This is a genomic window from Nocardia sp. NPDC050435, from assembly GCF_040655395.1.
Lineage (GTDB): Bacteria > Actinomycetota > Actinomycetes > Mycobacteriales > Mycobacteriaceae > Nocardia.
The window spans coordinates 104,139-127,765 of the sequence record NZ_JBFAJW010000017.1; the positions used below are offsets into that span (position 1 = coordinate 104,139).

The window sequence follows — 23,627 nt, forward strand, 5'->3', positions numbered from 1 at the left end:
CGCACGCCCTTCCGCAACTACCCGCCCGGATCGGCGTGCCGAATCATCCGGACGGACAACAGCTCCGTCGATGTTCGGATTGATTTTACCGGCCACCGGCCGCATCCGGCCCGTCCACCTCGCTCGGCGGCCCGCCGGTGAACGCGCCCGCCGCCGCGGCCAGCGCCGCGGCGCGGGCGGCCTGCGCGGGCAGGAGCGGATCGGCCGGACTGCGCAGCAGCACGAGGTGGTGATAGAGCGGGGCGGTGGCGGCGACGAGCAACGGCCGCGCCGCGGTGCCGGGCGGTATTTCTTCGCGCCCGATCGCGCGCTCGACGATCACCGCGCACTGCGCGTAGCGGCCCTCCCAGAGGGTGCGCAGCGCCTCGGCGGCCGCCGCGGAACGGAACGAGACCGCGATGAGCGCCACGGCGATCGAGGATTCCTCGAGCAGCGAATCCTGGATCTCGGTATTGAGGACCGTCAGATCGCCGAGCAGGGATCCGGTGTCGCTCGGCTCCCATGCGATGTCGGCGGCCGCGGCGAAGAGGTCGGCGAGCAGACCGCCGACATCGCGCCAGCGGCGGTACACCGTGGCGCGGTGCACGCCGGAGCGGGCCGCGACCGCGTCGACAGTGACTGTGTCGTAACCGTTTTCGAGCAGCTCGGCGTGTACCGCCGCGAGGACCTGGTCACGGATGCGGGCGGTGCGGCCGCCGGGGCGGGTGCGCGGCGGCGTGGCGTTCATCTGGGGCCTGCTTGACGTCTCGGGAGCATGCCGTCTAGCTTAGTGCGACACTTGTCGTACTAGTGAGTCGGCCCGCCGAAGGAGATCCCCGTGCCCGAGCATTCCCCCGCGCCGCCCGCCGACCCGACCGTGCTGCACCCCATGCCCGGTCAGCCGCGGGTGACGCTGCTGCGCCCGCTGATCACCTCGCCGCTGATCGAGGTCGGCGAGTTCTCCTACTACGACGACCCGGACGAGCCCACCGCCTTCGAGACCCGCAACGTGCTGTACCACTACGGCCCGGAGAAACTGATCATCGGGAAGTTCTGCGCGCTGGCCACCGGCGTGCGGTTCATCATGAACGGCGCCAACCACCGCATGGACGGCCCGTCGACCTTCCCGTTCCCCACCATGGGCGGCTCGTGGGCCGGTCACTTCGACCTGCTCACCGGCCTGCCCAGCCGCGGCGACACCGTGGTGGGCAACGACGTCTGGATCGGCAACGGCGTCACCGTGATGCCCGGCGTGCGGATCGGCCACGGCGCGATCGTCAGCACCGGCTCGGTCGTCACCGCCGACGTGCCCGACTACGGCATCGTCGGCGGCAATCCCGCCCGCCTGCTGCGCCGTCGTTTCGACGAGGCCGACATCGCCCGGCTGCTCGCCGTCGCCTGGTGGGACTGGCCGCTGGACCACCTCACCGCCCACATCCCGGCCGTCATGTCCGGCAGCATCGCCGACCTCGAGGCCGCCGCCGCGGCCCTGTCCTGAGGAAGCACCCGCATGCCCGCACACCTGTCGATGATCGGCGTACCCATCGTCAGCCATGTCCTGCCCAGCCTCGAGGTCCTGCGCGAACTGGTGGCGCGCGGACACCGCGTCACCTACGCCAACGATCCGGCGGTGGCCGACCTCGTCACCGCGACCGGAGCCGAATTCATATCCTGCACGTCGACTTTGCCGGTCGCCGACAATGCCTGGCCGGACGACCCGATCGCCGCCATGACCCTGTTCCTGGACAACGCCGTGCAGGCCCTCTCGCAGTTGCGCGCGGCCTATGATGCTGATCCCGCGGACCTGTATCTCTATGACATCGGCGCATACGCCGGACGAGCGCTCGCCGAAAAGCAAGGGCGGCCGCTGCTGCAGTTGTCGCCGAGTTTCGTTGCCTGGGAGGGCTATACGGAGGAAATCGGCGCGCAGGTCCGCCGAATGCCGGGCGCAGCCGCCTATTACGCGAAGTTCGGCGGCTGGCTGCTCGACAACGGGGCCACCACGACCGAGGTGGATGCCTTCTCCGGCCCGCCGGAGCGCACGCTCGCCCTGATCCCGCGTGCGATGCAACCGAACGCGGACCGCGTCGATAGCGGCCGGGTCACCTTCGTCGGTCCGTGCTTCCCCGCGCGCGGGGCCGAACCCGCCTGGACGCGTCCGGCGGCGGAGCGGGTGCTGCTCATCTCGCTGGGCTCGGCCTACACCCGGCAGCCCGAGTTCTACCGCAACTGCCTGCGAGCCTTCGGCGAGCTGCCCGGCTGGCATGTCGTCCTGCAGATCGGAAAGCACGTCGACGCAGCGGAACTCGGGTCGATACCGCCGAACATCGAGGTGCACTCCTGGGTCCCGCAGCGCGCCATCCTGGCCGCGGCGGACGCCTTCCTCACGCACGCGGGCATGGGCGGCTGCGGGGAAGGGCTGCTGGCCGGCGTGCCGATGATCGCCGTCCCGCAGGGGGCCGAGCAGTTCCAGAACGCCGATCGGCTGGTCGAACTCGGGGTGGCACGCCGCCTCGACACCGCCGACGCCACCCCGGAGGCGCTGCGCGACGCGCTGCGCGAGATCGTGTCCGATCCCGAGATCGCCGGCCGCTGCGCGGTGCTGCGCGCCGACGCGCAGCGCGAAGGGGGCACGGTCCGCGCCGTCGAGTCGATCGAGCGGCTCGTCGCTACCCGGCCGGCTGCCGCGCCAGGAAGTCGGTGACGATGTCGATGTAGTCCTGCGGGCGGCTCACCAGCAGCGAGTGCCCGCCCTCGGGCAGCAGTCGGAATTCGCTGTCCGGGTGCAGGTCTCGCAGGCGCCGGGTGTGCAGCTCGGTGATCAGCGGGTCGTCGGCGGCGCGCAGGATCAGGGCCGGGCCCGGCCAGGCCGGGTCCCGCTGCCACTGTGGCAGCCGCTGGACCAGGTCCAGTAGCCAGCCGAGCGCGTGCACCGCGCCCTGCCGCCCGGATCGCTCGTAGGCGGAATCGACCTGCTGGACCCAGAATTCGGCGGCGCCGGAATCTTTCCAGGTGGCCCGCAGCGCCGCGCGCGCGGCGGCGCGGGTCTGCTCCCAGGGCGTCGACTCCGTCGCCGAGATCCGATCCCGCAGGCGGGTCTCGTCTTCCGGGCCGTAGAGGCCGGTGCCGGTGAACACGATCGAGGAGACCCGGTCCGGCGCGCGCCGGGACAGCACCTCCGCGAGCATCCCGCCCGCCGACTGACCGATCACATGCGCGCGGGCGATCCCGGCGACGTCCAGCAGCCCGGCGATGCCGTCGGCGAGTTCATCGAAAGTGGTTGCCGTGGGCGGATAGTCGACCGCGAGGACCCGGTAGTCCGCGCACAGGGCGGGCGTCAGATCCAGCCAGCCGATCGCGATGCCCGCGCCGCCCGCCAGCAGGAGCACGGCCTGGGGGCCCGTCCCGCCGAGATAGTAGGACCAGTCGTGCGCGCCGATTCGGTCATGACGGTGTTCGAGGTCGCGCTCGAACACCGCCGCGCGGCTTTCTATCGTCTCCACGTAGTCAAGTTAACATATGCTTACTTGACAATGGGTTTGCTCGTTACGCCGTGCACCGTGCCTGCGCGGGCGGGGTTTTCAGGTCGATGAGGTAATCGGCGACATAGCCGTTCACGCACGCGTTCGCACCGGAGAAGGCGATGGTGTGCTGCTCGCCCTCGACCGTGAGCGACGCACCGTTCAGAGCCTTCGCCAGCGCGAGACTGCCCTGGTACGGCGTGGCGGGATCCCCGGTGATCGAGATGGTCAGCGTTGTCGGCAGACCCTCGATCCCGGTCGCGTACGGGTAGCCCAGGCTCGGTTCCACGGGCCAGGATTCACAGCCGTCGCGCGCGCCCTCCGGCCCACGGCCGGGATCCATGTACGGTGCCACCTCGTAGAGCCTGCGGCGCAGTTCGGTCTCCTCCTCGGGCGAGTGCCGCTGCTCGTCCTGGCAGTTGATCGCGTAGTTGGCGTCCGCGGTATTGGGCGTGCGACCGTCCGCGCCCCGGCCGCCGAAGGCATCGCTGATCGCGGCCAGCGTGTCACCGCTTCCGGTTCCGATTTCCCTGAGGCCCTTGATGATCACCGGCCACGCCGCGGAGTCGTACAGGCCGGCGGTGACCGCGCCCCACGCGCCGGCGAAGTCCATGATCCGGCCGTCCGACAGTGTGATCGGGCGATCGAAGAGGGGCCGGACGATGTTCTGGAAACGCTCGGTGAACGCCGCCGGATCAGTGCCCAGCGGACAATCCGGCCGGGTCGCGCAGTCGGCCGCCATCTTGTCGAAAGCGCGCTGGAAGCTGGTGAACTGGTCGATCCGGCGCGCGGTTGTCCCGGCGTTCGGATCGATCCCGCTGTCGAGCACCATCGCGCGCACGTGCCGCGGGAACATCTCCGCGTAGACCGCGCCCAGCCGGGTGCCGTAACTCTGCCCGAAATAGCTGAGCTTCTCCTCGCCCAGCACCGCGCGCAGCACGTCCATGTCCCGGGCCACATCGCGAGTTCCGCTGTGTGCGAGCACATCCCGGCCACCGGATCGCTCGGCGCAGCGCTGTACCAGCGCCTCGCTGTCGGTCGCGGTCCAGCGGCCGACCGCCGACGCGGTGATGAAGGTGGCTTTGCCGGCGTTGATCTCGGCATCGGTGTAGCAGCGCACCGCCGGTTGCGAGGCGCCCACTCCGCGCGGGTCGAATCCGATCAGGTCGAAGCGCTCGGTGACCGGGCTCTGCCCCCAGCTCTTCGCGCCGAAGGCGGCCATCGACATGCCCGGTCCGCCGGGGCCGCCGGGATTGAGCAGCAGCGACCCCAGCCGTTCACCCCGCGCGGGCGCCTTCAGCACCGCGATCTTCATCGTGCGCCCGCCCGGATCCTGGTAATCCACCGGCACTTCCAGCCGCGCGCACCGGAAGTCGGGGCTCGCGGCGAAAGCCTGGGTGTCCCCGATCGTCTGGGCGTACTCCGCGCAGGCTCCGAAAGCCAATTCCTGGTCGTAGAAGCGCTGCAACCGCGCCGCGTCGTCCGGCTCCGACTCCTGTCCGCACGCGGCCAGCCCCAGGGCCAGCAGCACCACCGTCGTCATCCTGGTCAGATTGCGCATCGAACTCCCGTCGGTGAAGGTGGCACGCCGCCCTGCTGGGGTTACCCCGCCATGATCATCTGAAGCGGACACGATCCGAATCAGCCCGGAAAATGATCTTGATTGCGATACCTTCTGCTCCGCTTCTTCCAATCCTCGACAGGGCGGAGACCACCAGCGATGACAGTTGCGCAGCGGCCGGAAGGCAGCATGTTCGACCGGCTGGACGACGCCGTCGCCGATATCGCGGCGGGCCGTCCGGTGATCGTGGTCGACGACGAGCACCGGGAGAACGAGGGCGACCTGATCATGGCCGCGCAGGCGGCCACGGCCGAGACGCTCGGCTTCTACATCCGCTACACCGGCGGCGTGATCTGCGCGCCGATGCCAGCCGAACGCGCCGACCTGCTCGCGCTCCCGCTCATGACGACCGCGAACGAGGACTGCAAGCAGACCGCGTTCACCGTCACCGTCGACGCCGTGGCCGGTGTCGTCTCCGGCATCAGCGCCGCGGATCGCGCCGCGACCCTGCGGGCGCTGGCCCACCCCGCGACCCGGGCCGAAGATCTGCAACGCCCCGGGCACGTGTTCCCGCTGCGCGCGCACCCCGGCGGACTGGCCGCCCGCCAAGGCCACACCGAGGCCGGGGTGGCCCTGATGCGCCTGGCCGGGATGGCGCCGGTGGCCGCCATCAGCGAGGTCTGCCACGACGACGGATCGGTGATGCGGCTCGCCGACCTGCGCGTGTTCGCCGACACCCACGGACTGCGGCTCATCTGCATCGACCAGCTGAGCGCCGATCTCGACCGGGCCGCGCCCGAGGCGCCGGTCCCGGCGTGAGCGAGCCGGTCCGGGCGGTCCTGTTCGACCTGGACGGGACGCTCGCCGCGACGATGGAGCCCTGGGACACCTGCTGGTTCGACTACGCCGCCCGGCACGGGCACGCCTGGACCGATGCCGATCGGCAGCAGACTCACGGCTGCGGGGACTGGGCGCACCACCTCGCCCAGGTGTGCGGTGCCCGATCGCGCGATCAGGTGGTCACGGACTGCGTCGACCGGATGCTGGAACACCTGTGCGCCGGGAACATCGAACTCCTGCCCGGCGTGCGGGAATTGCTCGCGGCCGCCGCCACGGTGCCGACCGGGGTGGTATCGGCCTCGCCGCAGCGATTCGTGCACGCCGTCCTCGAACACTTCGATCTGCACCGGACCTTCGCGATCGTGGTGACCAGGGAAGACCACGAATCGACCAAGCCGCACCCCGCCCCGTACCTGCATGCCGCCGGGCAACTCGGCGTGCACCCGAAACACTCGGTGGCCGTGGAAGATTCAGCCGCAGGCATCCGGTCGGCGTACACGGCGGGCATGCGCGTGCTGGCCATCCCGAGCTGGCCGCCCACCCGATCCGCGCACGAGGCCGCGCTGGCGGATCACCTGGCCGCCGACGCCGCGCAGGCCGGGCGCTGGCTGCGCGATCAGCTCTCGACGACCGCGCGGCGAACCGGCTAGCGGGGGTCAGCCCTGGAACCGCCGATCGACGTAGTCGGCGAAATCGACCTTGCCCGGAATCGCCTTGGCCGCGGTGAACGCGTCGGCGATCTGCTGCTCGGAGGCGACGATCGCCTCGCTCAGCGCGATCGGCTGCTTGATCGAGCGGGTCCAGGTCACCTGCGCGGCGGCCGGGCTGATCTGGGTGAGCTCGGCGTACTTGGCGCTCCACTCGGCGACGTTCTGCTGCGACCAGGCGGTGGCGGCGGCATAGCGGCGCAGGAAGTCCTCGATGGCCGCGACCTTGCCCGCGTCGGCGAGCGCCTTGTTGCCGCTCACCCAGAAGTTGTTGCCGTTGGAGACGGTGTCGGCCGCGATGATCTGCTTGGCGCCGGACTCCTGTTCGGCGATCGCGGTGTAGGGGTCCCAGGTCGACCAGGCCTGCACGTCACCGCGTTTGAGGGCGGTATAGCCGTCGGCCGGCGAGAGGTAGACGGGTTCGATGTCCTTCAGCGTCAGCCCGGCCTTGTCCAGGGCCAGCAGCAACAGCGCGTTGGACGAGCTGCCCTTGAACACCGCGACCCGCTTGCCCTTCAGGTCGGCGACCGAGCTGATCGGGGAATCCTTGCCGACCAGGATGGCATCGCCCTTGCCGGTGGCGGCGAGCGCGCCGATGACCTTGATGTCGGCCTTGGCGGCCGTCCCGAAGATCGGCGGCGTATTGCCGGTCTGCGCGATATCGATCCCACCCGCGCTGGCCGCCTCGACCAGCGGCAGGCCCGCGGTGAAGGTGGAGAACTCCAGTTTGTACGGCAGATTCTCCAGCTGACCGGACGCCTTCAGCAGCACCTCGATCGAGATCGCCTTCTGGTCACCGACTTTCAGGGTGACCGTGCTCAGGTCGACCGGCCCGTCGGCGGCCCGCGGCGCCTCCTCGCTGCCGCAGCCGGCGAGAGCCAGGGTGGCGGCCAGCACCAGGACAGCCGAACGGAACAACTTCTGCACAGTGATCTCCAGAGATAGAACTACTGCTCGACACCGAGCAGTTCGAGCAGGCGCGCCGCGTACACGGCGCCTTCCGGTCCGGCGTGCCGGCGCGGACGGTCCAGGGGGATGTCGATCTCGTCGGCGATCCGGCCCTCGTCGAGCACCAGCACCCGGTCGGCCAGCGTCACCGCCTCGGCGACGTCGTGGGTCACCAGCAGCACACCGAAGCCGTGCTCGGCGAACAGCCGCAGCAGCAGGTCGTGCATGGCGATCTTGGTCAGTGCGTCCAGCGCGCCGAAGGGTTCGTCGAGCAGCAGCAGCGCCGGCTCGGCGATCAGCGCGCGGGCCAGCGCGGCGCGCTGGGCCTCCCCGCCGGACAGCGTGATCGGCCACGCGGCTTCGCGCTCGGCGAGGCCGACCTCGTCGAGCACCGCGCGCGCTCGGGCCAGGCCCTTGGCCCGGCGCCGCCGATCCGGCTGTCCGAGCGCGACATTGCGGGCCACCGACAGCCACGGCACCAGCCGGGCCTCCTGGAAGGCGACCGAGACGCGGCCGTCGATCTCGACGCTGCCCGCGTGCTCCCCCGCCAGACCCGCCAGCACGCGCAGCAGGGTGGACTTGCCCGAACCGCTGCGCCCCACCAGCGCGACGATCTCGCCCTGGCGCAGGTCCAGGTCGACGCCGTGCAGCACGCGACGATCGCCGAAACTCTTGCCGACGCCGCGGATCCGGAGCAGCTGCCCGGTCGCGGGCGCGGTCATCGCTTGCTCCAGCGCAGCGCGCGACGCTCGACGATCCGCACCAGCGCGTCGGTGATCAGGCCGAGCACGCCGTAGACGAGCAGCCCGAAGATGACGATGTCGGTGCGCAGGAATTCGCGCGCGTTGTTGACGATGAAGCCCAGGCCCGCACTGGCATTGATCTGCTCGGCGACGATCAGCGAGAGCCAGGCGATGCCGAGGCTCTGCCGCAATCCGACCAGAACCTGCGGCAGCGCGCCGGGAAAGACGATGTCGCGCAATCGCTCCCACGCGGTCAGCCCCAGGACCCGGGACAGTTCACCGAGTTTCGGGTCCAGCTGCCGGATCCCGGCGTAGGTGTTGAGGTAGAGCGGGAACGCGACGCCGAGGGCGATGAGGAAGACCTTGGGCTGCTCGTCGATGCCGAACCAGATGATGAACACCGGGATCAGGCCGAACAGCGGGACCGTGCGCAGCATCTGCATGGGCGGGTCGACGAGATACTCGCCGATCCGGCTGGAGGCGGCCAGGATCGCCAGCAGCACCGCGGCCGTCGCGCCCAGCGCGAACCCGAGCAGCACGCGCTGACCGGACACCGCCAGCGCGTCGCCGAGTTCACCACTGCGCCACACCTCGAGACCGGCGTCCACGATGACCGACGGCGCGGGCAGGATCCGTTCCGCGAGCACACCCGTCGCGGAGCCGATCTGCCAGGCCAGCAACAGGGCCAGCGGCGTCAGCGACCGCAGCAGCCACGGGCTACGCAGCACCCGGCCGCGCGGCGGCGTGGGCGCGGCCGGGACGGCGCGCTGCCGGTCGGCGGTTTTCCCGCCGATCGCGAGTGTCATGGTTCTCCTGGGACGAAAGGGACGCCTGGCAGTATCACCGCCGGGGTTCGCCCATTTGAACCCTTCGAATCACCGTGACCGGAATGGGGTTGTCCGCCGGGTAGTGGGTATCGCCGGCGGGCGGCGTCAGGTCGTAGGCGTGATCCATCCACCGATTGCTCGGCGGGGAGTACAACCCGATCAGCACCACGGTCACGCTCACCGCGAGCAGCGTGCCGGCGACCAGGTCGGCCGGGAGGAACCGGGCCTCGGCCAGCAGGACGCCCGCCGGCGGGATCAGCAGGACCTGCACGATCGTCGCGATGGCCCGGGGCCACCAGCGCCCCCGGAACAGCGCGATACCCGCCCAGACGACCACGACGGCCGGCGCCAGCGCCAGCGCGACCAGCACCTGGTCACGGGGGTACGGGCCCGGCCAGATCGTCGCCACGAAACCCGCCACGCCCTGCACCGCGACCAGAAGGCCGGCGAGCCGCAGGAGCACCGGCGGTTCACCCCAGTCCTCCGGTTTCGGTTCAGGCATTCGACAAGGCTAAGAGGGCCACGCCCGGAATCACAGGAACAACCCGGCCTCACTTTGATTACGGATTGGCAGTTGTCTTGCTAGACAACCGATTAGACGGCGACACCGGTTAGATCCCCCTGTCGGGGCCCGCTTCTACAATCCTGGGCGTGGCTCTAACTGTCGCCGACCTCGTCGGCTATACCGATCGCGACCTCGATACCGATCTGCGTCGCTGGTTCCCCGCGGCCGAACCCGTCCTGATTCCCGAGCAGACCCGCCCGGTGGCGCCGTTTCTCGCCCGGCTCGCCCCGGAGCACGCCGCCGCGCTGGCCGCGTTCGACCGCCGGGTGCGCTCCGGCCGGATGCCGCAGTTCCTGGACGTCTTCGACTGGACCTACGGCTTCGATTTCGCCGGAAACGACTGCGGAATCCTCGATTCGGACTATGAAACCGAGCTCACCGACGACGACGTCTACTCCATCGGCGCCGACGGCGGCGGCAACCTTTACGTGGTGCTCACCAACGGCCAGGTGGCGGTGTGGTTCCACGAGGAAGAGGTGCTCGAGGAGAACACGCGCTTCGACAACCTCGACGTCTTCCTCTGGTCGTTCGTGCGGTACCGCGCGGTGCGCGACGGGGTTCTCGCGCGCTCGGCGGTCGAGCAGGATTTCCACGCCCTCGGTCAGGACGGTGCGCTGGTTCCGGAACTGGGCCTGCTCGCCCTCATGCCGTCCTGATCTCGGCCGGGCTGCGCTCGAAGGCGTAGTCCGAGAGCTGGAACCGGCGGCTGCGCCAGGCGGTTTCGACGGTGGTGGCCGCGCGCAGCGGCACGTCGCCGTGCTTGTCGAAGTAGTAGCTGTTGGCGTTGGCGCAGCTGGCCTGCCAGAAGATCTGATTCTTGCGGCGGGCCAGCATCTCGGCGAAATAGCGCTGGTTGGCGGCCTCGGTCACCTCGATGCGGTCGGCGCCGACGCGCCGGGCGTGCCGCAGGCAGCGCAGAATGTGCTGGGTCTGGGCCTCGATCAGGGTGAAATACGACGAGCCGTTGTAGCCGTAGGGGCCGAAGATCGTGAAATGGTTGGGGAAACCCGGCACGCTCACGCCCTCGTAGGCTTGCAGCCGGTTCTCGTTCCACCATTTCTCCAGCTGCCGTCCGCCCGCTCCGACGAGTCCGTAGGTCGGCATATTGCCCGGGTCCATGACCTTGAACCCGGTGGCCAGGATCAGCACGTCGAACTCGTGGGCGGTGCCGGTGCGGGTGTGGATCGCGCGGGCGTCGCCGTGGCTGATCGGATCCGTTTCCAGATACACGTTGTCCCGGTTGAAGGTGGACAGGTAGCTGTTGTGGAAGCTGGGACGCTTGCAGCCCAATCCGTATCGGGGCGTGAGCTTTTCCCGCAGCACCGGATCGGCGACCTGGGTGCGCAGGAAGTTGCGCGCCACCGCCTCGCCCACCCGCCCCGTGGGCAGGATCCGGCCGTAGTGCGCCGCGATCGGAAAAGTCAGCTCCACGAACGCCTGGCTGGCGATCCGCGCGGCCTGCCGCGCCGCCGGCAGATGCCCGAGCACCCACCCGGCCGGGCGGGCCAGGGGCGCGTCGAGTTTGGGCAGACACCAGATCGGCGTGCGCTGGAACACCGTCAGCTGCGCCACCTCGGGGGCGATCTGCGGGATCACCTGCACTGCCGACGCTCCGGTCCCGATGATGCCGACCCGCTTGCCGCGCAGCGGCACCCGGTGATCCCAGCGCGAGGTGTGCATGGTGATCCCCGAGAACTGCTCCAGCCCAGCGATTTCCGGCAGCTTCGGCCGGGTGAGCACGCCGGCGGCGTTCACCACGAACCGCGCGGTGATCCGCGCACCGGACCCGGTGGTCAGCACCCACCGGTTCCCGGGCTCGTCGTACTCCGCCGACTCGATCGCGGTGTTCAGGCGCAGATAGGGCCGCAGGCCGTACTTGTCCACGCAATGCTCGGCGTAGTTCTTCAGCTCCCGACCCGGCGCGTAGGTGCGCGACCACGCGGCGTGCTGCTCGAACGAGAACTGATAGCTGAACGACGGAATATCCACGGCGACACCGGGATAGGTGTTCCAGTGCCAGGTGCCGCCCACGCCGTCGGCATCGTCGACGATCAGCAGGTCGGTATACCCGGCCGCCTTCGCCTTGATGGCGAACCCGATTCCGGAGAATCCGGCGCCGATGATCACGATCTCGTGATCCACCCCGCGTCCGTCGCTCGTACCGGCTGTGTTGACCACGATGTCCACCTCGCCCACTCCGCCGGACATCTGCTCATCGATGTCGACGGCACCACTGTCGCACCGTGGGGCGGGCGGGCGCAATGCCACTGTCCCGCCCCAGCGGGGGTTCCGGCTCGACCACGTTGGGACGTGCAGGTCAGGATGCTTTGCGGATCCCCGCGTATTGCAGGGCGGCGAAAGCGCACGGGCAAATCCCTCGCCGCCGACCGCCACGACGACCTCGAGGAATTCAGCCGCCGCCTGCGCGCCGAATGGAACGCCGAGTAGCGGCTCCGCCTACCACAGCGAATCCCGTTCCGGCCAGGGTGGATTGTGGTCCGGCCAATATCGCGGCACGTCCGTGCGGCGCACCTCGTGCGGCGGCTGCCGAACAATCTCGACGCAAACCGGATCGAGTCCGCGCTCGAGATAGGCCGCCAGCTTGTGATGACCGTCCAGCAGATACCAGAGGTCGCCCCCGGACTCCGAGTGCGCCAACACGATCAGGGCCGGACGCCGCCCGGCGATCAACTCCTTGCGGAAGTGCGCGACGGTACCGGCATCCGGCGGCGGCCAACGGTGCGTGGGCATCAGCTCGAAATCGAAGCTCGGACCCCACCCACCGCGATACCAGCCCGACCGCCGATCCGGCGCGACAGCAACGACTTTCGGATCCGGAATCGGCCGCAGACTCAGCCGGTACTCCCCCGCCTCCAGAATCGACAGCAGTGGCGCCAACGGCCCCGCCAGCCCGTCCGCTGCCGTCGGCGCGGCCAGCCACCGCCTCAGCCCCTGCCACTCGACGTCCTCGATCCACTCACTGACCAGGTAGGTATCCCCCGTGCGCGGCCACGGCACATACCGATTGGCAAGCCAGCCCAGACTGCCGCTGAAGTCACTGGACTCCGATTGCACGGGATCACCCGCGATCGAGAGAACGGATCCCGATTGCCCGCCCCGGATCGAGAGGACTTCCAGTCCCGCACCGACCGACACGATCTCGGATGGGTAGTCCCGCTCGCGCGCCATACAACCCATCTTGCTCGCCGGTGGAAGTTCGGGCTGGACTAATGCACCAAAAAATGCGTTTGTTGGTAACGGATGCCCCGCCGACGCCGATCATCCAGCCGGGCGTGCCGCTCGCGGCGAACCCCGCCTGCCGAATCACGTTGCACACCAACGAAAGAATGGGACCTTCGAATGAAGAAGCTTGTTGCCGCCACCGCGGTGATCATCGCCGGGCTCGTCGTATCCGCCGGACCGGCCGCGGCGGCCACTGCCGCCCCGTCCGCGCCCACCGCGATCGGCGCGGGCTGGCCGGCGAACCTCTGTGATTCCCACCCGCTGCTGCAGGTCTGGTGCCTGCTCACCAGCGGCTCCGACTAGCGGCGTCAACGCTTCCTCGGGAAGCAGGACAACCAGGTCCGATTTCGGACCTGGTTTTCCTTGGAGTACCGCGTCGAGCGTTGAGATCAAGTCAGGTACCCGACCCACAGAAAGTCTCTGGGTCGACTCATGGCCACCAGCGCCTGCCGCGCCAGCAGTTCGGCTCGATCACGAGCACCGCCGGTGAGCTCGCTCAGCGGGACTTCCGGCTTCTCCGTGATGTGGAAGACCGCAGCGAAGTCCATCCCCTTGGCTCGATGCACCGTACCGACCTTCACCGCGTCATGCTGGGTGCCGTCGTATCTGTCGAGCGAGAGCGTCGCCAGACCTGCACGGTCGAGAACCTGCTGGTAACGAATGGCATCTCGCCGACTGCCGACTATCACCGCGGCGTCCGAGGAGGCGTAACCGGATTCGGTTATCGCGCGAACGAGTTCGCCGTCGATGTCGGCGCGGCGAACCTCTCGATCGATGGCTTTGCCCCCGGTTAAGACGATCTCGCTGTCACGCAGAACGAATCCGGGCCCGCCGTCCAAATCATCGACGGTGTTGGCTGCCTCGACGCGCTGCGCCGACCTCAGGACGGCTTCACGATTGCGGTAGTTCTTCCGCAGCACTCGCCCACGACCACCTGGCAGTGGGATCCCGGCGTCGGACAGCTTCCATCCGCCGGCATACACCTGTTGCTGACCGTCTCCAACGAGCAGCAGCTGAGCATCCGAACCCCCACCAGCGATCTGATGCACGAGCATCAGCTGCATCAGGGTGAAGTCCTGTACCTCGTCGACCACGACCATGCCGTAGCCCTCTGTGTCGTCGAGCGGGCGATCGCGAGCCTCATCGATCGCCTTGCCGATCACATCGTTGAAGTCGTCGATTCCGCGTTCGTTCAGACGCGCCTGGTACGGCTCGTAAAACAGTTTCCAGACGTCTTCGCGGCGTTTCGGGCCGAGGGCTATACCCTCGCGACCGGAGCGCCCGACTTCTTTGTAGGCATCGAGGTCGGGCAGACCGCGGCCCTTGATTACCCGATCGACCTCGTCCTTCCAATACTGGTAGTCGGTATCGCGGATCTCGCCGAGGACATGCCGGGCTTTGGTCCACGCACGGGCGAAAGCATCCTCATAGGCGTCGTCATCGCCGAGGGTATAGGCGACCTTGCGCCGGTTGAGGAACCGCGTCGTCCAAGCGTGCAGGCCCGTGAACTCCGCTCGGTCCAAGGCTTGCGGAGCCAGCCGCCGAAAAGCAGATTCGTGATAGGTAGGCAGGGTTTTGACGAAGCTGGTGAACAGCACTCGACCAGGGTTCATCTTCACGAAGCGCGCCATTCGGTGCAGGGCCACCACCGTCTTCCCGGTTCCCGCAGGCCCGCTGAAGCGAGCCGGCCCCGTGAAGTTGATGTTCACCAATCCGATCTGATCCGGGTCCAGGAAGGTCATCCATTCCTTGAACGGCCGGCCGAGCATCTTGCCTCGCTCGTCTTCCTGGAGTTCGGCCGCACCGAAAAGCGAGTCGGCAACGACGGCTTCCGCCACCGGCGCCTCGTCACCACTCAGCCACTCGTATCGACCGCTGCGGCTGGCGACGGTCGCAGAGAACTCGCGAATCCACTTGAGAGGCAATCTGTTATCGCCATCGAGCAGAGTCCGCCGCATCGTGGACTCATCCACGGAGACGAAGTGGTCGTGCGCCTCGGTAGCCACTGCCCGGGGCATGAGCAGCAGGATCTCGATCATGTGCGGCACGTACTGACTTCGTCCGAACACCAGGCTTGCGAACGTTTCCTCCGCATGCTTGCGGATCGCACGAAGATTCTGCCGCTCGGGTATGTCTGTGGTGAACACCAGCGCATACACCCCGGTAGGCCCGATCGCGAAGCCCGATGCCCGATCCGGCCTGGTTGGAGCGCGATCGATGAGGACATGCCAGCGGCTTTCCATCATCGGAATCGACAGAAACCGGCGCTGGTCGGTGCTCAGCGCCGGGAACTCGGCCAGACTGCGCTCAACCCAGCTCCGGCGTCGCTCACGGTTGATATCAGGCATCGCTTCCCCCTCGATCCTTGGATGAACCTATCGATCAAGGTAGAGGACGAGCCTCACCCATGTCAGCGAATTCCATTCTGGGGATGGACTTTTCGCCGAACGCGCATGCTGACGGAATGGGTGGGCGGCCAGATCTCTCGAGGCTCTTGCCGACGAGGTTCTGAACGGCACGACGGTATGAGCAAAGCGGCCACAAGGGCGGCAACCCACCCTCGTGATCGACGCGGTGATATTGCAGTCCATTCCGCTCACCCGATACGCGACGCCGTGATGCCTGTCCGAATCGCACCCACGACGGATGCTCCGCCCCGACCTACACTTGCGGCCGATCCATCAGGGCGCGGCAAACAAAAAGGTCAGGCCCGGTCTTAGACCGGGCCTGACCTTTTCCTTAGGTGGAGCTAAGGGGACTCGAACCCCTGACCCCCACACTGCCAGTGTCATTTACACGTGCCTGCGCGTCCCGCTCATCCCCGTTTGTCCAGTTCAGCGACGGTTTCGCATCCCGGTTGTGCGGCCTCGTCCGTGCCGTATCGGCGCGTCTTGGCAAGTTCTCGGCAAGTTGGTGGCGATCGGAAACACCTGCTCAGCCCCAGTATTCGGCAGGCACCGATGCCTCGCGCACCAAGTCGATCCATACGCCCCCCACAACTATGCCGTCAGCAAGATCTGATTGGGCGCCGGCAAACACCGAAGCCTCCTCGGGGCACAACTCCTATCTGCTAGTTGCTGGCTGGCGCCCGGGTACTGAGCTCGGACCTCGGTCCTGCTCACGCGGCGGGCGCATCGTCTGCGCATGGCATCGCCTCACCGACCCTCGTTGGAGCGGTCCGGGTGAAGCACGGTCACTACTTGATCCAAGGCACATCTACCCTCAGTTGGGCACCACACATTCGACGCATGTGCCTTTCAGGGCGGTACCGCCCCGGAATACATCGCGAGCTGGTGCTACGAACGGCCCGGAGACGGCGCCTCGCTGCTCCGACGGGCTATGTTCCACTCTTGGAACAAGCACCCAGGAAACCTCGGCAGGCAGGTCAGGACTCGAAATCGAACTCTGCCAAAAGCTTTGGATTGCCAGCCGGCGCATTAGATAGACACCAAGTGTCGAAGTCCTCCCGACGGTACATCGCCTTGGCAGGCACAAGGCGTATCTGAGCCTTCTTTGGGTCCATCCACCAGATGAGAAAATCTGTGACCGTGCCTTCGATTGGCCATCGGCCAACATCGAACGGCAGCAGCAGAACATCCACGAACCCTTGAACTGGGAGTCCCAGGTCGATGACGATGCCAACTGCGCCGGGCCGCGGCACGAGGGCTACGGATCCGGTCAAACGTTGGCCTAATTCTAGGGAGCTCCGCAGACTGTCCCAGTCAGGCTGATCGTTGCTTGTATTTTCGTCGTTGCACACAGCAGCACTCCATCGCGTCGGGTAAGTATTACATCACTACTGCCTAGACCGTTCGCCACGTGCGACCGAACGCGGGCGCTGATGCCGCAGCACCAGTGCCCGCGTTCAACTCGACCGCAGACAGGCCAATGGAGAGTCGCCCTCGACTGGATCTTCCTGGTGGCGCCCACCCACATCGGAAGACGTCTCCGCATCGCCAGGAACGGCGGCTATATATAGGAGGAGTTTCGCGGATATTGGTTCAGCCGCTCGATCTCGCTATTTGGTATCGCAAGCTGAGGCTTGCTCGGATCACCATCCTCGTAGCTTTCATACTGTTTGAAGTACCGATCATAGTCCGATTTCGGGATGTGCACAGCGATAATTTGACCGTCATACCCGCCCCTGCCTGCATATTGAAGGGCAACAACTAGGCCATTGTTGCCAACGCCGAAATACGCCTTCCCGTCCGGATACGAATTTCCGCTACCGGGATAATCTGACGCCCGGAACCCCTCAAGCATAATGCGAGCGGTTTGGCCTTCATACGGCGCCTTGTAGATCGTGACTATCTCTGATTCTTCTTTTTTGTTCTGGGTGGCATCAGGGCCCGGAGTTTTCGGATCGGGAGCCTCCTCGGGATCCAGCAACTGTTCTGTCAGGACGCCCGCAATAATCAATTCGATAGCCGGGACGACAAGCGGCGCGATTACAGGGAGTCTACCGGTGAGGTCGGTGCTGTTAATCGGATCGGCGTTGCAGTAGTCGTAAGCGTTAGCCGAACCGCCGAGCACTGGATCTACTTGGAGAAATCGACCGAGTATCGGCAGGTAGGAGCGGTCGCCCATCTCGATTGTTTGCTGACTTGCAATGTGCTCAATTGGCACCGCATGACTTCCGAGGTAACCAAAATCCATGCCGCCTTCAGCGGTCGCCGGCAGCGGTATATCTCCAAAATGTCCGGTGACTGGATCGATATTTTGACCGTATGGGTCGTATAGCCGGATCGAGCCGGTGCGATTTGCCGCTTGGTCAGCGGTCAGCAGGATATCGCCGTGGATATTCGGGTAGGACCAGTTGGCGGGTTGGTTGGCGAAGTAGCTCTTGGTGAGAACTACGCCACCGGGCAACTTCAGGACGCGTTGACGCAGTGCGCCGGAACTGTCCAGGACAAAGTCGGGACTGCCTGCGTTGGAGACGAAGCCATAGCGTGTGACTTGAGTCGGTTTGCCATCCTCTTCCGCCGTCCGGGCCACAATGCGGTCGTTGACATCTCGGGTGTAGACGACTTCGTTGCCTGCAGCAGTCCTGGTGGATATGTGACGCAGCGTGGAGTCATATTCGAGGGTGTCAGTGCCGACTTTAGTTGCATTCCCGTACTGGTCGTACGTGAACGACAATGCAGTGGCGCCGTTGGTGGACAGCAGCCGGTCGGCGTCGTCATAGCAGTAGTTCGTGACTGTCGGCGCAGCCCCATTGAAGCTGTCGACGAAAGAGGTGCGGTTGGTGTTCAACCCCGCCTTCGTATTCGTTCCACAACCGTTTTCTGCGTCGAAGCGGTAGGCGAGTTGGTGGAATGGAACGTTCGCTCCCACCAGACGTCCCACGCTGTCATAGGTGTAGCTGTAATTGTAGGCGCTGCCGGGGCTGGCGGTATCTGTGACTGACTCATCGAGTATGCGCTGGTCACGGTCACGGGTGACCGCGCTTGTGACCTCCCCGCCGGCCAGCCTCCACTTCAACGCAACGGCCGAGCCAGCATCATTGTGGGTTATAGCGAGGTTGGAATTGTTTGCATAGGAGACCGCAGATACGACACCGGCAGCGTAGGCAGGCGCCGCTACAACCGAGCCGTCTAGCTTTACTTGCGCCAGCCGGAGCGCGTCGTCCCAGGTGTACGCGAGGGTGGATGTAATCCCCTTGACGGTGCTGGTCTCGCTCGTCTTGAGACCGAAACTGTCGTATGCCGTGGTAGTCGTTGCTCCGTTGGTGTCTGTGTATGACACGACCTGGCGGTGCAGGTTGATCAACGTGCTGGTGGATCCACTGCCGTCGCTGACCTTTTGCTTCAGCGGGTCCCCGGAGACGGCAAGGTCGTAGTTGATTACCCGTGCCGGCTGGTCACCCATGGCAGGGAATGTCTTCTTCACCGTCCTGCCGCGAGAGTCGTAGCCAACACACGACCACGGCTCGCTGTTGGTTCGCGCGGCGACGATTAGACCCCGCACGTTGTAGACGGTTTCGAGGACGCTGGCAGCCCCATCAGAATTCTTCGCGCCACGCACGGCCTTCACGCGACCACCCTGGTGGACAGCCGACGAGTTGGGGTCGCAGGGGTTGGCTCGGGTTTCGTTGTCGCCGTAGTAGACGGATGTACCTCGCTTGTCCGGGTCCGACAGATCGCCTGCCGGAAGGTTCGCTGCTACTTGTCGAAGGAAGCCGTCGCCCGGCTTCTCGAAGACACGACGTGTCGTCAGGTTGGTTCCACCAGGGTCACTGGTGACCGACACTGATAGACCGAGAACCGGGTCGATTCCGTTGGTGGGATCCGAGTAGTCAGTCGAGATCTTCTTGGAAGGTGCTCGTTCAGTGGCGTTATGGCTGACGCTACTTGTCTGCAGACCGTAGCGAGGTTGCAGATTTTGGCCGGGCACTGTTTGCATGGCCCCCGAACCTGGTAGGGCCCACTTGAAGTCGAGTCCGCCGGTGCTGCCATTGCGGTTGTAGTAATCGATGCGAATGCGGTGCCACGTTCCGGCTGCGGTGTTGTTGAAGGCTCCAGCGACCGCCGAGGCTCCCTTGTCTGTCCAGCTGTCGAGGACGAGCAGGTCGTCGATCCACAGCCGTGCGCCGTCTACGACCGTGAACCCGAGCTTGTACTCACCAGCGTGAGCGAGATTGATCTCGCCGGTGAACCGCGCCGACCAGCCATTGGCATTCGAAATCGGCGGATTAGATCCCCAGTTCCGGTTCAGTGTGCCGTCACCGGTACCGACGCCAGTGGCCCACTCCTTCGGCACCCCTGCGAGGTATGGATTGTCGTAGAAGGCTGCTTCCAGACCGTTCAGAGCCTCGTCGTACTTCTTGTTCGTGTGGGGCATTGTCTGCGCGCACTCGGATTTGGGCAACTGGCCATTGAAGCACCCTGCGGGAGCTGGCCCGAAATGATCCGTCGGACGATCCGCACGGTCATACACCACTGTCGAGCGGCGTCCCGTGGCGTCAGTCTGAGCGATCAGCTGGTCTTTGGCATTCCACTCAGAGCTTGTGGTGTCACCGACCGAGTTCGCAGAGGTCAGCTGTCGGCCTGCTGCGTCCCAAGTCACAGTTCGAACACCCTGTTTGGTGCCGAGTCCGCCGATATCGAGAAATGCCTTCTTCTGGGCGATGTCGTATCGATAAATGTGCCGAGTCCGATAGAAGCCAGCACCATCTGCTGAGCTGCCCTGCGGATGCGGGGCCGTGACCGATACGGCCCTTGAGTGCGGAGGTCGATCGCTCTGCGGTTCCTCAAGGAAGGCCGAGTATTCGATCATCCATCTTTCGGGGTTCCCATAGAATGAGGACTGCGTGGCGCGCCAATCGACGGCCAAACTGTCACGAATCTCGTTGAGCTGACCGACCATGTCGATGGCCTTCAGCTTCTTTTCGGTATCGTTTCCAGCCTGATCGTAGAGGTTTTTTGCACCCGCCAGGTCGACATAGCTGTAGTCGGTAATTTCTGAGCCGGGATTTTCAATCCGCCCAAGGGCGCCAACGATGTACCACAGGCGGGTTTCGGTGCCGTCCCAGTACGTTATACGGCACAGCTTCTGCGACGGTGCAGCGTTCGTACCGGGCGGAAACGAGGCTCCGCCATAGCAGTTGTTGTTATTGTCGATGTTGTAATGAAGGACGTGGGCTCGTCCCGTTACGGGGTCCTTGATCTGGGTCAGCCGAGCCGGTGCCCCACTGTAGAGATACTGCAATGAGGCAGGCTTTTTGGAGTCAGCCACCGAGGAGACCGCAGCAAGCGTACCGTCAACGTTGAAGACCGAAACCACACCGCTTTCAGTGACCGAGATCCGCCCACCAGCGTCGATCGCCAGGACGCCGTCGCCGGTCTTTGGTGGCGTGTAGCCGCCTTCGGAGGCCTTCGCCCAGGTATGTTTGCCGCCTGTAGTGTCGGTGAGAATGATTGATCCGTCGAGCATTTCGGCCTCAACGTACTTGCTCCCCATCAATCCGAGGGTCCAGCCGCCGGGCAGCGGGGAAGGATCTTGGGCGAAAAGCCATTCCGTCGTCACCATGCGGGGTGCCCAGTTGTGACTGCGCTGGGTGGTGCCGACGGTACTCTTGGCCCACAGCACCATTTTGGGCTTTTCGGTCGAGCGGTGATACATCTCGACCTTAATCGGCAGGCGCTGCCCCGCGATCATCGATACATCGGTGGTCTTTTTTGCTGTCGCGGTTGAGAAATCCGTGCCGACGGCTGCAGCATTGGGGTTGTCGTAGACCAGTTTGTTGTCGACCCAGATCTTGGCGCCGTCCGCGTGAGAGCCCGCGAAACTGAAATCGCCGGTTACCTGGGCGCGGAAATAGCCTTCCCACCTGATGACGAACCATTGCTTGTCCAAGGCGGCCGGCATTGGATCTTCCTTCCATGGAAGATTGCTCGGCACACCTGTTCCGATGGTTCCCCAGTCGAGGTTGACTTGAGGTTCACTGCGCACCATAACCGGGGTGGCGTCGGGGGTTCCGTTGTGGTCGGAGTCGTTGTAGTACGACGCTCGCACACCGTTGCCTTCTCCAGATTGGCGCGAGTTGTAGGTGAACGTCACGCCCGCGGAGCCGCCGAGGGTTTCGAACACCGGACCTGCGGCCGCGGTGCTGGCGTTGCCGTTGAACATGTTGACCGTGACCGGACCATGCTGGTCACTCGGCGCTGGTCCGGGTCGGCCGATGCGTTTGTCGACGGTGAAGTGTCGCACCCAGTTCGACAGGGTTGGGTTGGTGGCACCGGATGCGACGGTGTAAACGGTCCAGCTGTAGCGGCCGCCATCACGCAGCACATCGACAGGAACGGTCCACTTGGGTGTGGTCAGACACCCGGAGTCCACTACCGCGCCGGAACGCCCGTCGAAACCAGTGGAGATCTTGAAGCAGTACTTGGTACCCGCTGCCCCAGCGCCCACCTCCAAGGTCGGGGTGTCGGTGGCGATCACCGAATCTTCCACCGGAGCAACAGGGTTGACTGCCGGGCCAGGCGTCGGATCAGGGTTGGTGGAGCCGTCGCCGTAGTCGACCACCAGCGCCACCACGAGGTTCTTGAAGGAGGTGGCGGTGGTTTCGGTGCCGGTGAGCATGAACCACGTGTTGTTGTTGGAGGCCTTGACGCTGTTGGAGATCGATGTGGTCAACGCTTCGGACTGCATCGCGCCGGCTTCACCGAGGCTGATCGACGCCAACTGCGGCCCAAGTGCGTCATAGCCCGCAGGGGTGCCCGCTTCATATAGGTTCACTTGCGAGGCGGGCTTCTGGTCTGCGATGTTGGCGGCGAGCTTCACATCCAGGCGGGCGCCGGTGATGTTCTTTCCGAACAGCGGCTGGTAGTTGAACCGGAATGCCGACCGGTAGTAGGTGTACTGGTTGAGGAAGTTCTTAGAGGTACCTGTACTGATCACGCATTCGGAGGAGCAGCCCTGCGGGGCCGCGGTGCCTCGTTTGCTGTAGACGATCTGCTGGGCTTGGGTGCCGAAGCCGTAGGTGTAGGTCGGGTCGACCACGATAGGGAATTTGCGGGCGGAGTCCTTCAGCCACTTCTTGTCGACCGCGACGACCAGCTGCCAGCCTTCGCCGTCGCGACGCAGGCTGTAAGTGCCGCCGGTGCGGGAGGAGGGCTTGTCCTTGCTGGCTGCGGAGTCCCATACCTCGATCGGGGGTAGGGCGGCAACGACTTTGCCGGCTTTGTCGGAGATCTTGACGGTGTCGCCGTCGACCTTCGGTGTGAGGTCGCCGGTGTTGAGCGTGAATTCCCAGCGTCCGTCACCGACAGCGGAGGCGGACTTGAGGATGATCGACTCTTTGATCGCGCCCGCGGACACCTCGTAGGTGAGGTCGGCGCCGGGCAGCGCGTCGGCGTAGGTCGCGGTGGAACCGTCGATCTTGCGGCCGGCCTTGCGGGCTCCCTTCAACTCGAGGCTGATCGGGGTGCCGTCCTGGTTGACTCGGAAGAGTTTGGGGTCGTTGGCGAACTCGGCGAAGTCGACGCTGACGTCGCTGCGTACGGGCGTGGCGCGCTTGGAGTCTTTGTTTTCGACCAGGCGGGTATCGACTGGGTCCCAGCCTCCGGTGCGGTTGCGTACGCTGATCGGGTTCTGCGCCAGCACCATCGTTTTGGTGCCGTTGGTGTTGGTGAACTCGACCGAGTTCTCGGTACGCGCGGACTCTTTCGAGGTCTTCGGGTCGAACCCGCTCTTCTTCGGGACCGCTTTGGTTTGGTCGAGCAGCGGCGTGAAGTCGGCGACCGGGGACGCCGGCCGCTTAGCCTCTTGCTTGGAGGTTGCCTTGGACAGCATCAGCGGAACCTCGCGCGGGTTCTTGCCTTTGGGCGCCGCTGAGGCTTCGGGGGTGACGACAACTTGGATCAGGGTCGCGATCAATGCCGCGACAAGGATGGCCGACCACGTGATTCCGCTGAGGCGATGCCTGCCAGCGAGTAACCAACGCGTTAGAGAGCCGCCTTGATGGCGAAACCTCATGACACTCCACTACTCGAGAGGGATTGGAAAAGAAAAGGACAGTCCAGTGATCGCGCCTGTTCACCTCACGCATCCAGCGAAGGGTTTGACAAATGGCGCGGCTGGGCTGGTTTGAGCAATTCGCGTTCGTCACCGTCGGGTTCGATGCAGCCGACAAGCACAGCGCTCTGCTGCGCTGCTGGCATGGCCCGAACCGATGCACGCACGGTCCCCG

At 65.7% G+C, this 23,627-nt stretch carries 18 protein-coding genes; 6 read left to right on the forward strand and 12 right to left on the reverse strand.

Going from position 1 to position 23,627, the window contains the following annotated elements:
• Positions 1-85: 85 nt before the first annotated feature.
• On the reverse strand, positions 86-727 hold the full coding sequence (locus AB0I43_RS38070; protein WP_356976766.1) for a TetR/AcrR family transcriptional regulator: 642 nt from the start codon (positions 725-727) through the stop codon (positions 86-88).
• Between the two features lie 90 nt (positions 728-817).
• On the opposite strand from AB0I43_RS38070, the gene AB0I43_RS38075 reads away from it, so the two are divergent.
• Together AB0I43_RS38075 and AB0I43_RS38080 are read left to right on the forward strand one after the other, a co-directional pair.
• Positions 818-1,477, forward strand: coding sequence for a CatB-related O-acetyltransferase (locus tag AB0I43_RS38075; protein ID WP_356976768.1), 660 nt, complete (start codon positions 818-820; stop codon positions 1,475-1,477).
• A gap of 12 nt (positions 1,478-1,489) precedes the next feature.
• Positions 1,490-2,683, forward strand: coding sequence for a macrolide family glycosyltransferase (locus tag AB0I43_RS38080; RefSeq protein ID WP_356976770.1), 1,194 nt, complete (start codon positions 1,490-1,492; stop codon positions 2,681-2,683).
• On the opposite strand, the gene AB0I43_RS38085 is transcribed toward AB0I43_RS38080, so the two are convergent.
• Both AB0I43_RS38085 and AB0I43_RS38090 read right to left on the reverse strand, forming a co-directional pair.
• Positions 2,649-3,482 carry an alpha/beta hydrolase gene (locus AB0I43_RS38085; protein ID WP_356976772.1) on the reverse strand — a complete coding sequence of 278 codons (834 nt, stop codon included), beginning with the start codon at positions 3,480-3,482 and terminating at the stop codon, positions 2,649-2,651. The two genes, AB0I43_RS38080 and AB0I43_RS38085, sit on opposite strands and share 35 nt — an antisense overlap.
• A gap of 43 nt (positions 3,483-3,525) precedes the next feature.
• Positions 3,526-5,061: an alpha/beta fold hydrolase gene (locus AB0I43_RS38090; RefSeq protein WP_356976773.1), complete on the reverse strand. Its 1,536-nt coding sequence runs from the start codon at positions 5,059-5,061 to the stop codon at positions 3,526-3,528.
• Positions 5,062-5,220: 159 nt separating this feature from the next.
• Here AB0I43_RS38090 and ribB point away from each other — a divergent pair, with 159 nt between their 5' ends.
• A complete protein-coding gene (gene ribB, locus AB0I43_RS38095; RefSeq protein WP_356976775.1) occupies positions 5,221-5,880 on the forward strand; it encodes a 3,4-dihydroxy-2-butanone-4-phosphate synthase in 660 nt (219 codons plus the stop codon).
• Positions 5,877-6,551 (forward strand): HAD family phosphatase, encoded by a 675-nt coding sequence (locus AB0I43_RS38100; protein ID WP_356976777.1) that lies wholly within the window; start codon positions 5,877-5,879, stop codon positions 6,549-6,551. Before ribB ends, AB0I43_RS38100 begins: the two co-directional genes overlap by 4 nt.
• Positions 6,552-6,557: 6 nt before the next feature.
• Here the strand turns inward: AB0I43_RS38100 and AB0I43_RS38105 are convergent, their stop codons facing one another.
• Genes AB0I43_RS38105 through AB0I43_RS38120 form a run of 4 tightly spaced genes read right to left on the reverse strand, consistent with a single transcriptional unit; the run spans position 6,558 to position 9,628 of the window.
• Entirely contained in the window at positions 6,558-7,535 is a 978-nt protein-coding gene (locus AB0I43_RS38105) for an ABC transporter substrate-binding protein (RefSeq protein ID WP_356976778.1), read from the reverse strand.
• Positions 7,536-7,555: 20 nt separating this feature from the next.
• The gene (locus AB0I43_RS38110; RefSeq protein WP_356976779.1) at positions 7,556-8,278 is read right to left on the reverse strand and encodes an ABC transporter ATP-binding protein; all 723 of its coding nucleotides are present in this window, start codon (positions 8,276-8,278) and stop codon (positions 7,556-7,558) included.
• Positions 8,275-9,105: an ABC transporter permease gene (locus tag AB0I43_RS38115; protein ID WP_356976780.1), complete on the reverse strand. Its 831-nt coding sequence runs from the start codon at positions 9,103-9,105 to the stop codon at positions 8,275-8,277. Before AB0I43_RS38115 ends, AB0I43_RS38110 begins: the two co-directional genes overlap by 4 nt.
• A 34-nt stretch (positions 9,106-9,139) precedes the next feature.
• Positions 9,140-9,628, reverse strand: a complete 489-nt coding sequence (locus tag AB0I43_RS38120) for a hypothetical protein (protein ID WP_356976781.1) — start codon at positions 9,626-9,628, stop codon at positions 9,140-9,142.
• A gap of 149 nt (positions 9,629-9,777) precedes the next feature.
• On the opposite strand from AB0I43_RS38120, the gene AB0I43_RS38125 reads away from it, so the two are divergent.
• Complete coding sequence (locus AB0I43_RS38125; RefSeq protein WP_356976782.1) at positions 9,778-10,347, forward strand: hypothetical protein; 570 nt, start codon at positions 9,778-9,780, stop codon at positions 10,345-10,347.
• On the opposite strand, the gene AB0I43_RS38130 is transcribed toward AB0I43_RS38125, so the two are convergent.
• A complete protein-coding gene (locus AB0I43_RS38130; RefSeq protein WP_356976784.1) occupies positions 10,334-11,899 on the reverse strand; it encodes an NAD(P)/FAD-dependent oxidoreductase in 1,566 nt (521 codons plus the stop codon). The genes AB0I43_RS38125 and AB0I43_RS38130 overlap by 14 nt on opposite strands.
• 249 nt (positions 11,900-12,148) lie before the next feature.
• Positions 12,149-12,880: a hypothetical protein gene (locus tag AB0I43_RS38135; RefSeq protein ID WP_356976785.1), complete on the reverse strand. Its 732-nt coding sequence runs from the start codon at positions 12,878-12,880 to the stop codon at positions 12,149-12,151.
• 171 nt (positions 12,881-13,051) lie between these two features.
• Between AB0I43_RS38135 and AB0I43_RS38140 the strand changes: the two genes are divergently transcribed.
• Entirely contained in the window at positions 13,052-13,237 is a 186-nt protein-coding gene (locus AB0I43_RS38140) for a hypothetical protein (RefSeq protein WP_356976786.1), read from the forward strand.
• 86 nt (positions 13,238-13,323) lie between these two features.
• Here AB0I43_RS38140 and AB0I43_RS38145 read toward each other — a convergent pair whose 3' ends face one another.
• The 3 genes from AB0I43_RS38145 to AB0I43_RS38155 form a co-directional block, all read right to left on the reverse strand.
• Complete coding sequence (locus AB0I43_RS38145; RefSeq protein ID WP_356976787.1) at positions 13,324-15,282, reverse strand: UvrD-helicase domain-containing protein; 1,959 nt, start codon at positions 15,280-15,282, stop codon at positions 13,324-13,326.
• A gap of 1,037 nt (positions 15,283-16,319) precedes the next feature.
• Positions 16,320-16,694 (reverse strand): hypothetical protein, encoded by a 375-nt coding sequence (locus tag AB0I43_RS38150; protein ID WP_357433588.1) that lies wholly within the window; start codon positions 16,692-16,694, stop codon positions 16,320-16,322.
• A 209-nt stretch (positions 16,695-16,903) separates the two neighbouring features.
• Entirely contained in the window at positions 16,904-23,314 is a 6,411-nt protein-coding gene (locus AB0I43_RS38155; RefSeq protein WP_357433590.1) for a PA14 domain-containing protein, read from the reverse strand.
• Between the last annotated feature and the right edge of the window lie 313 nt (positions 23,315-23,627).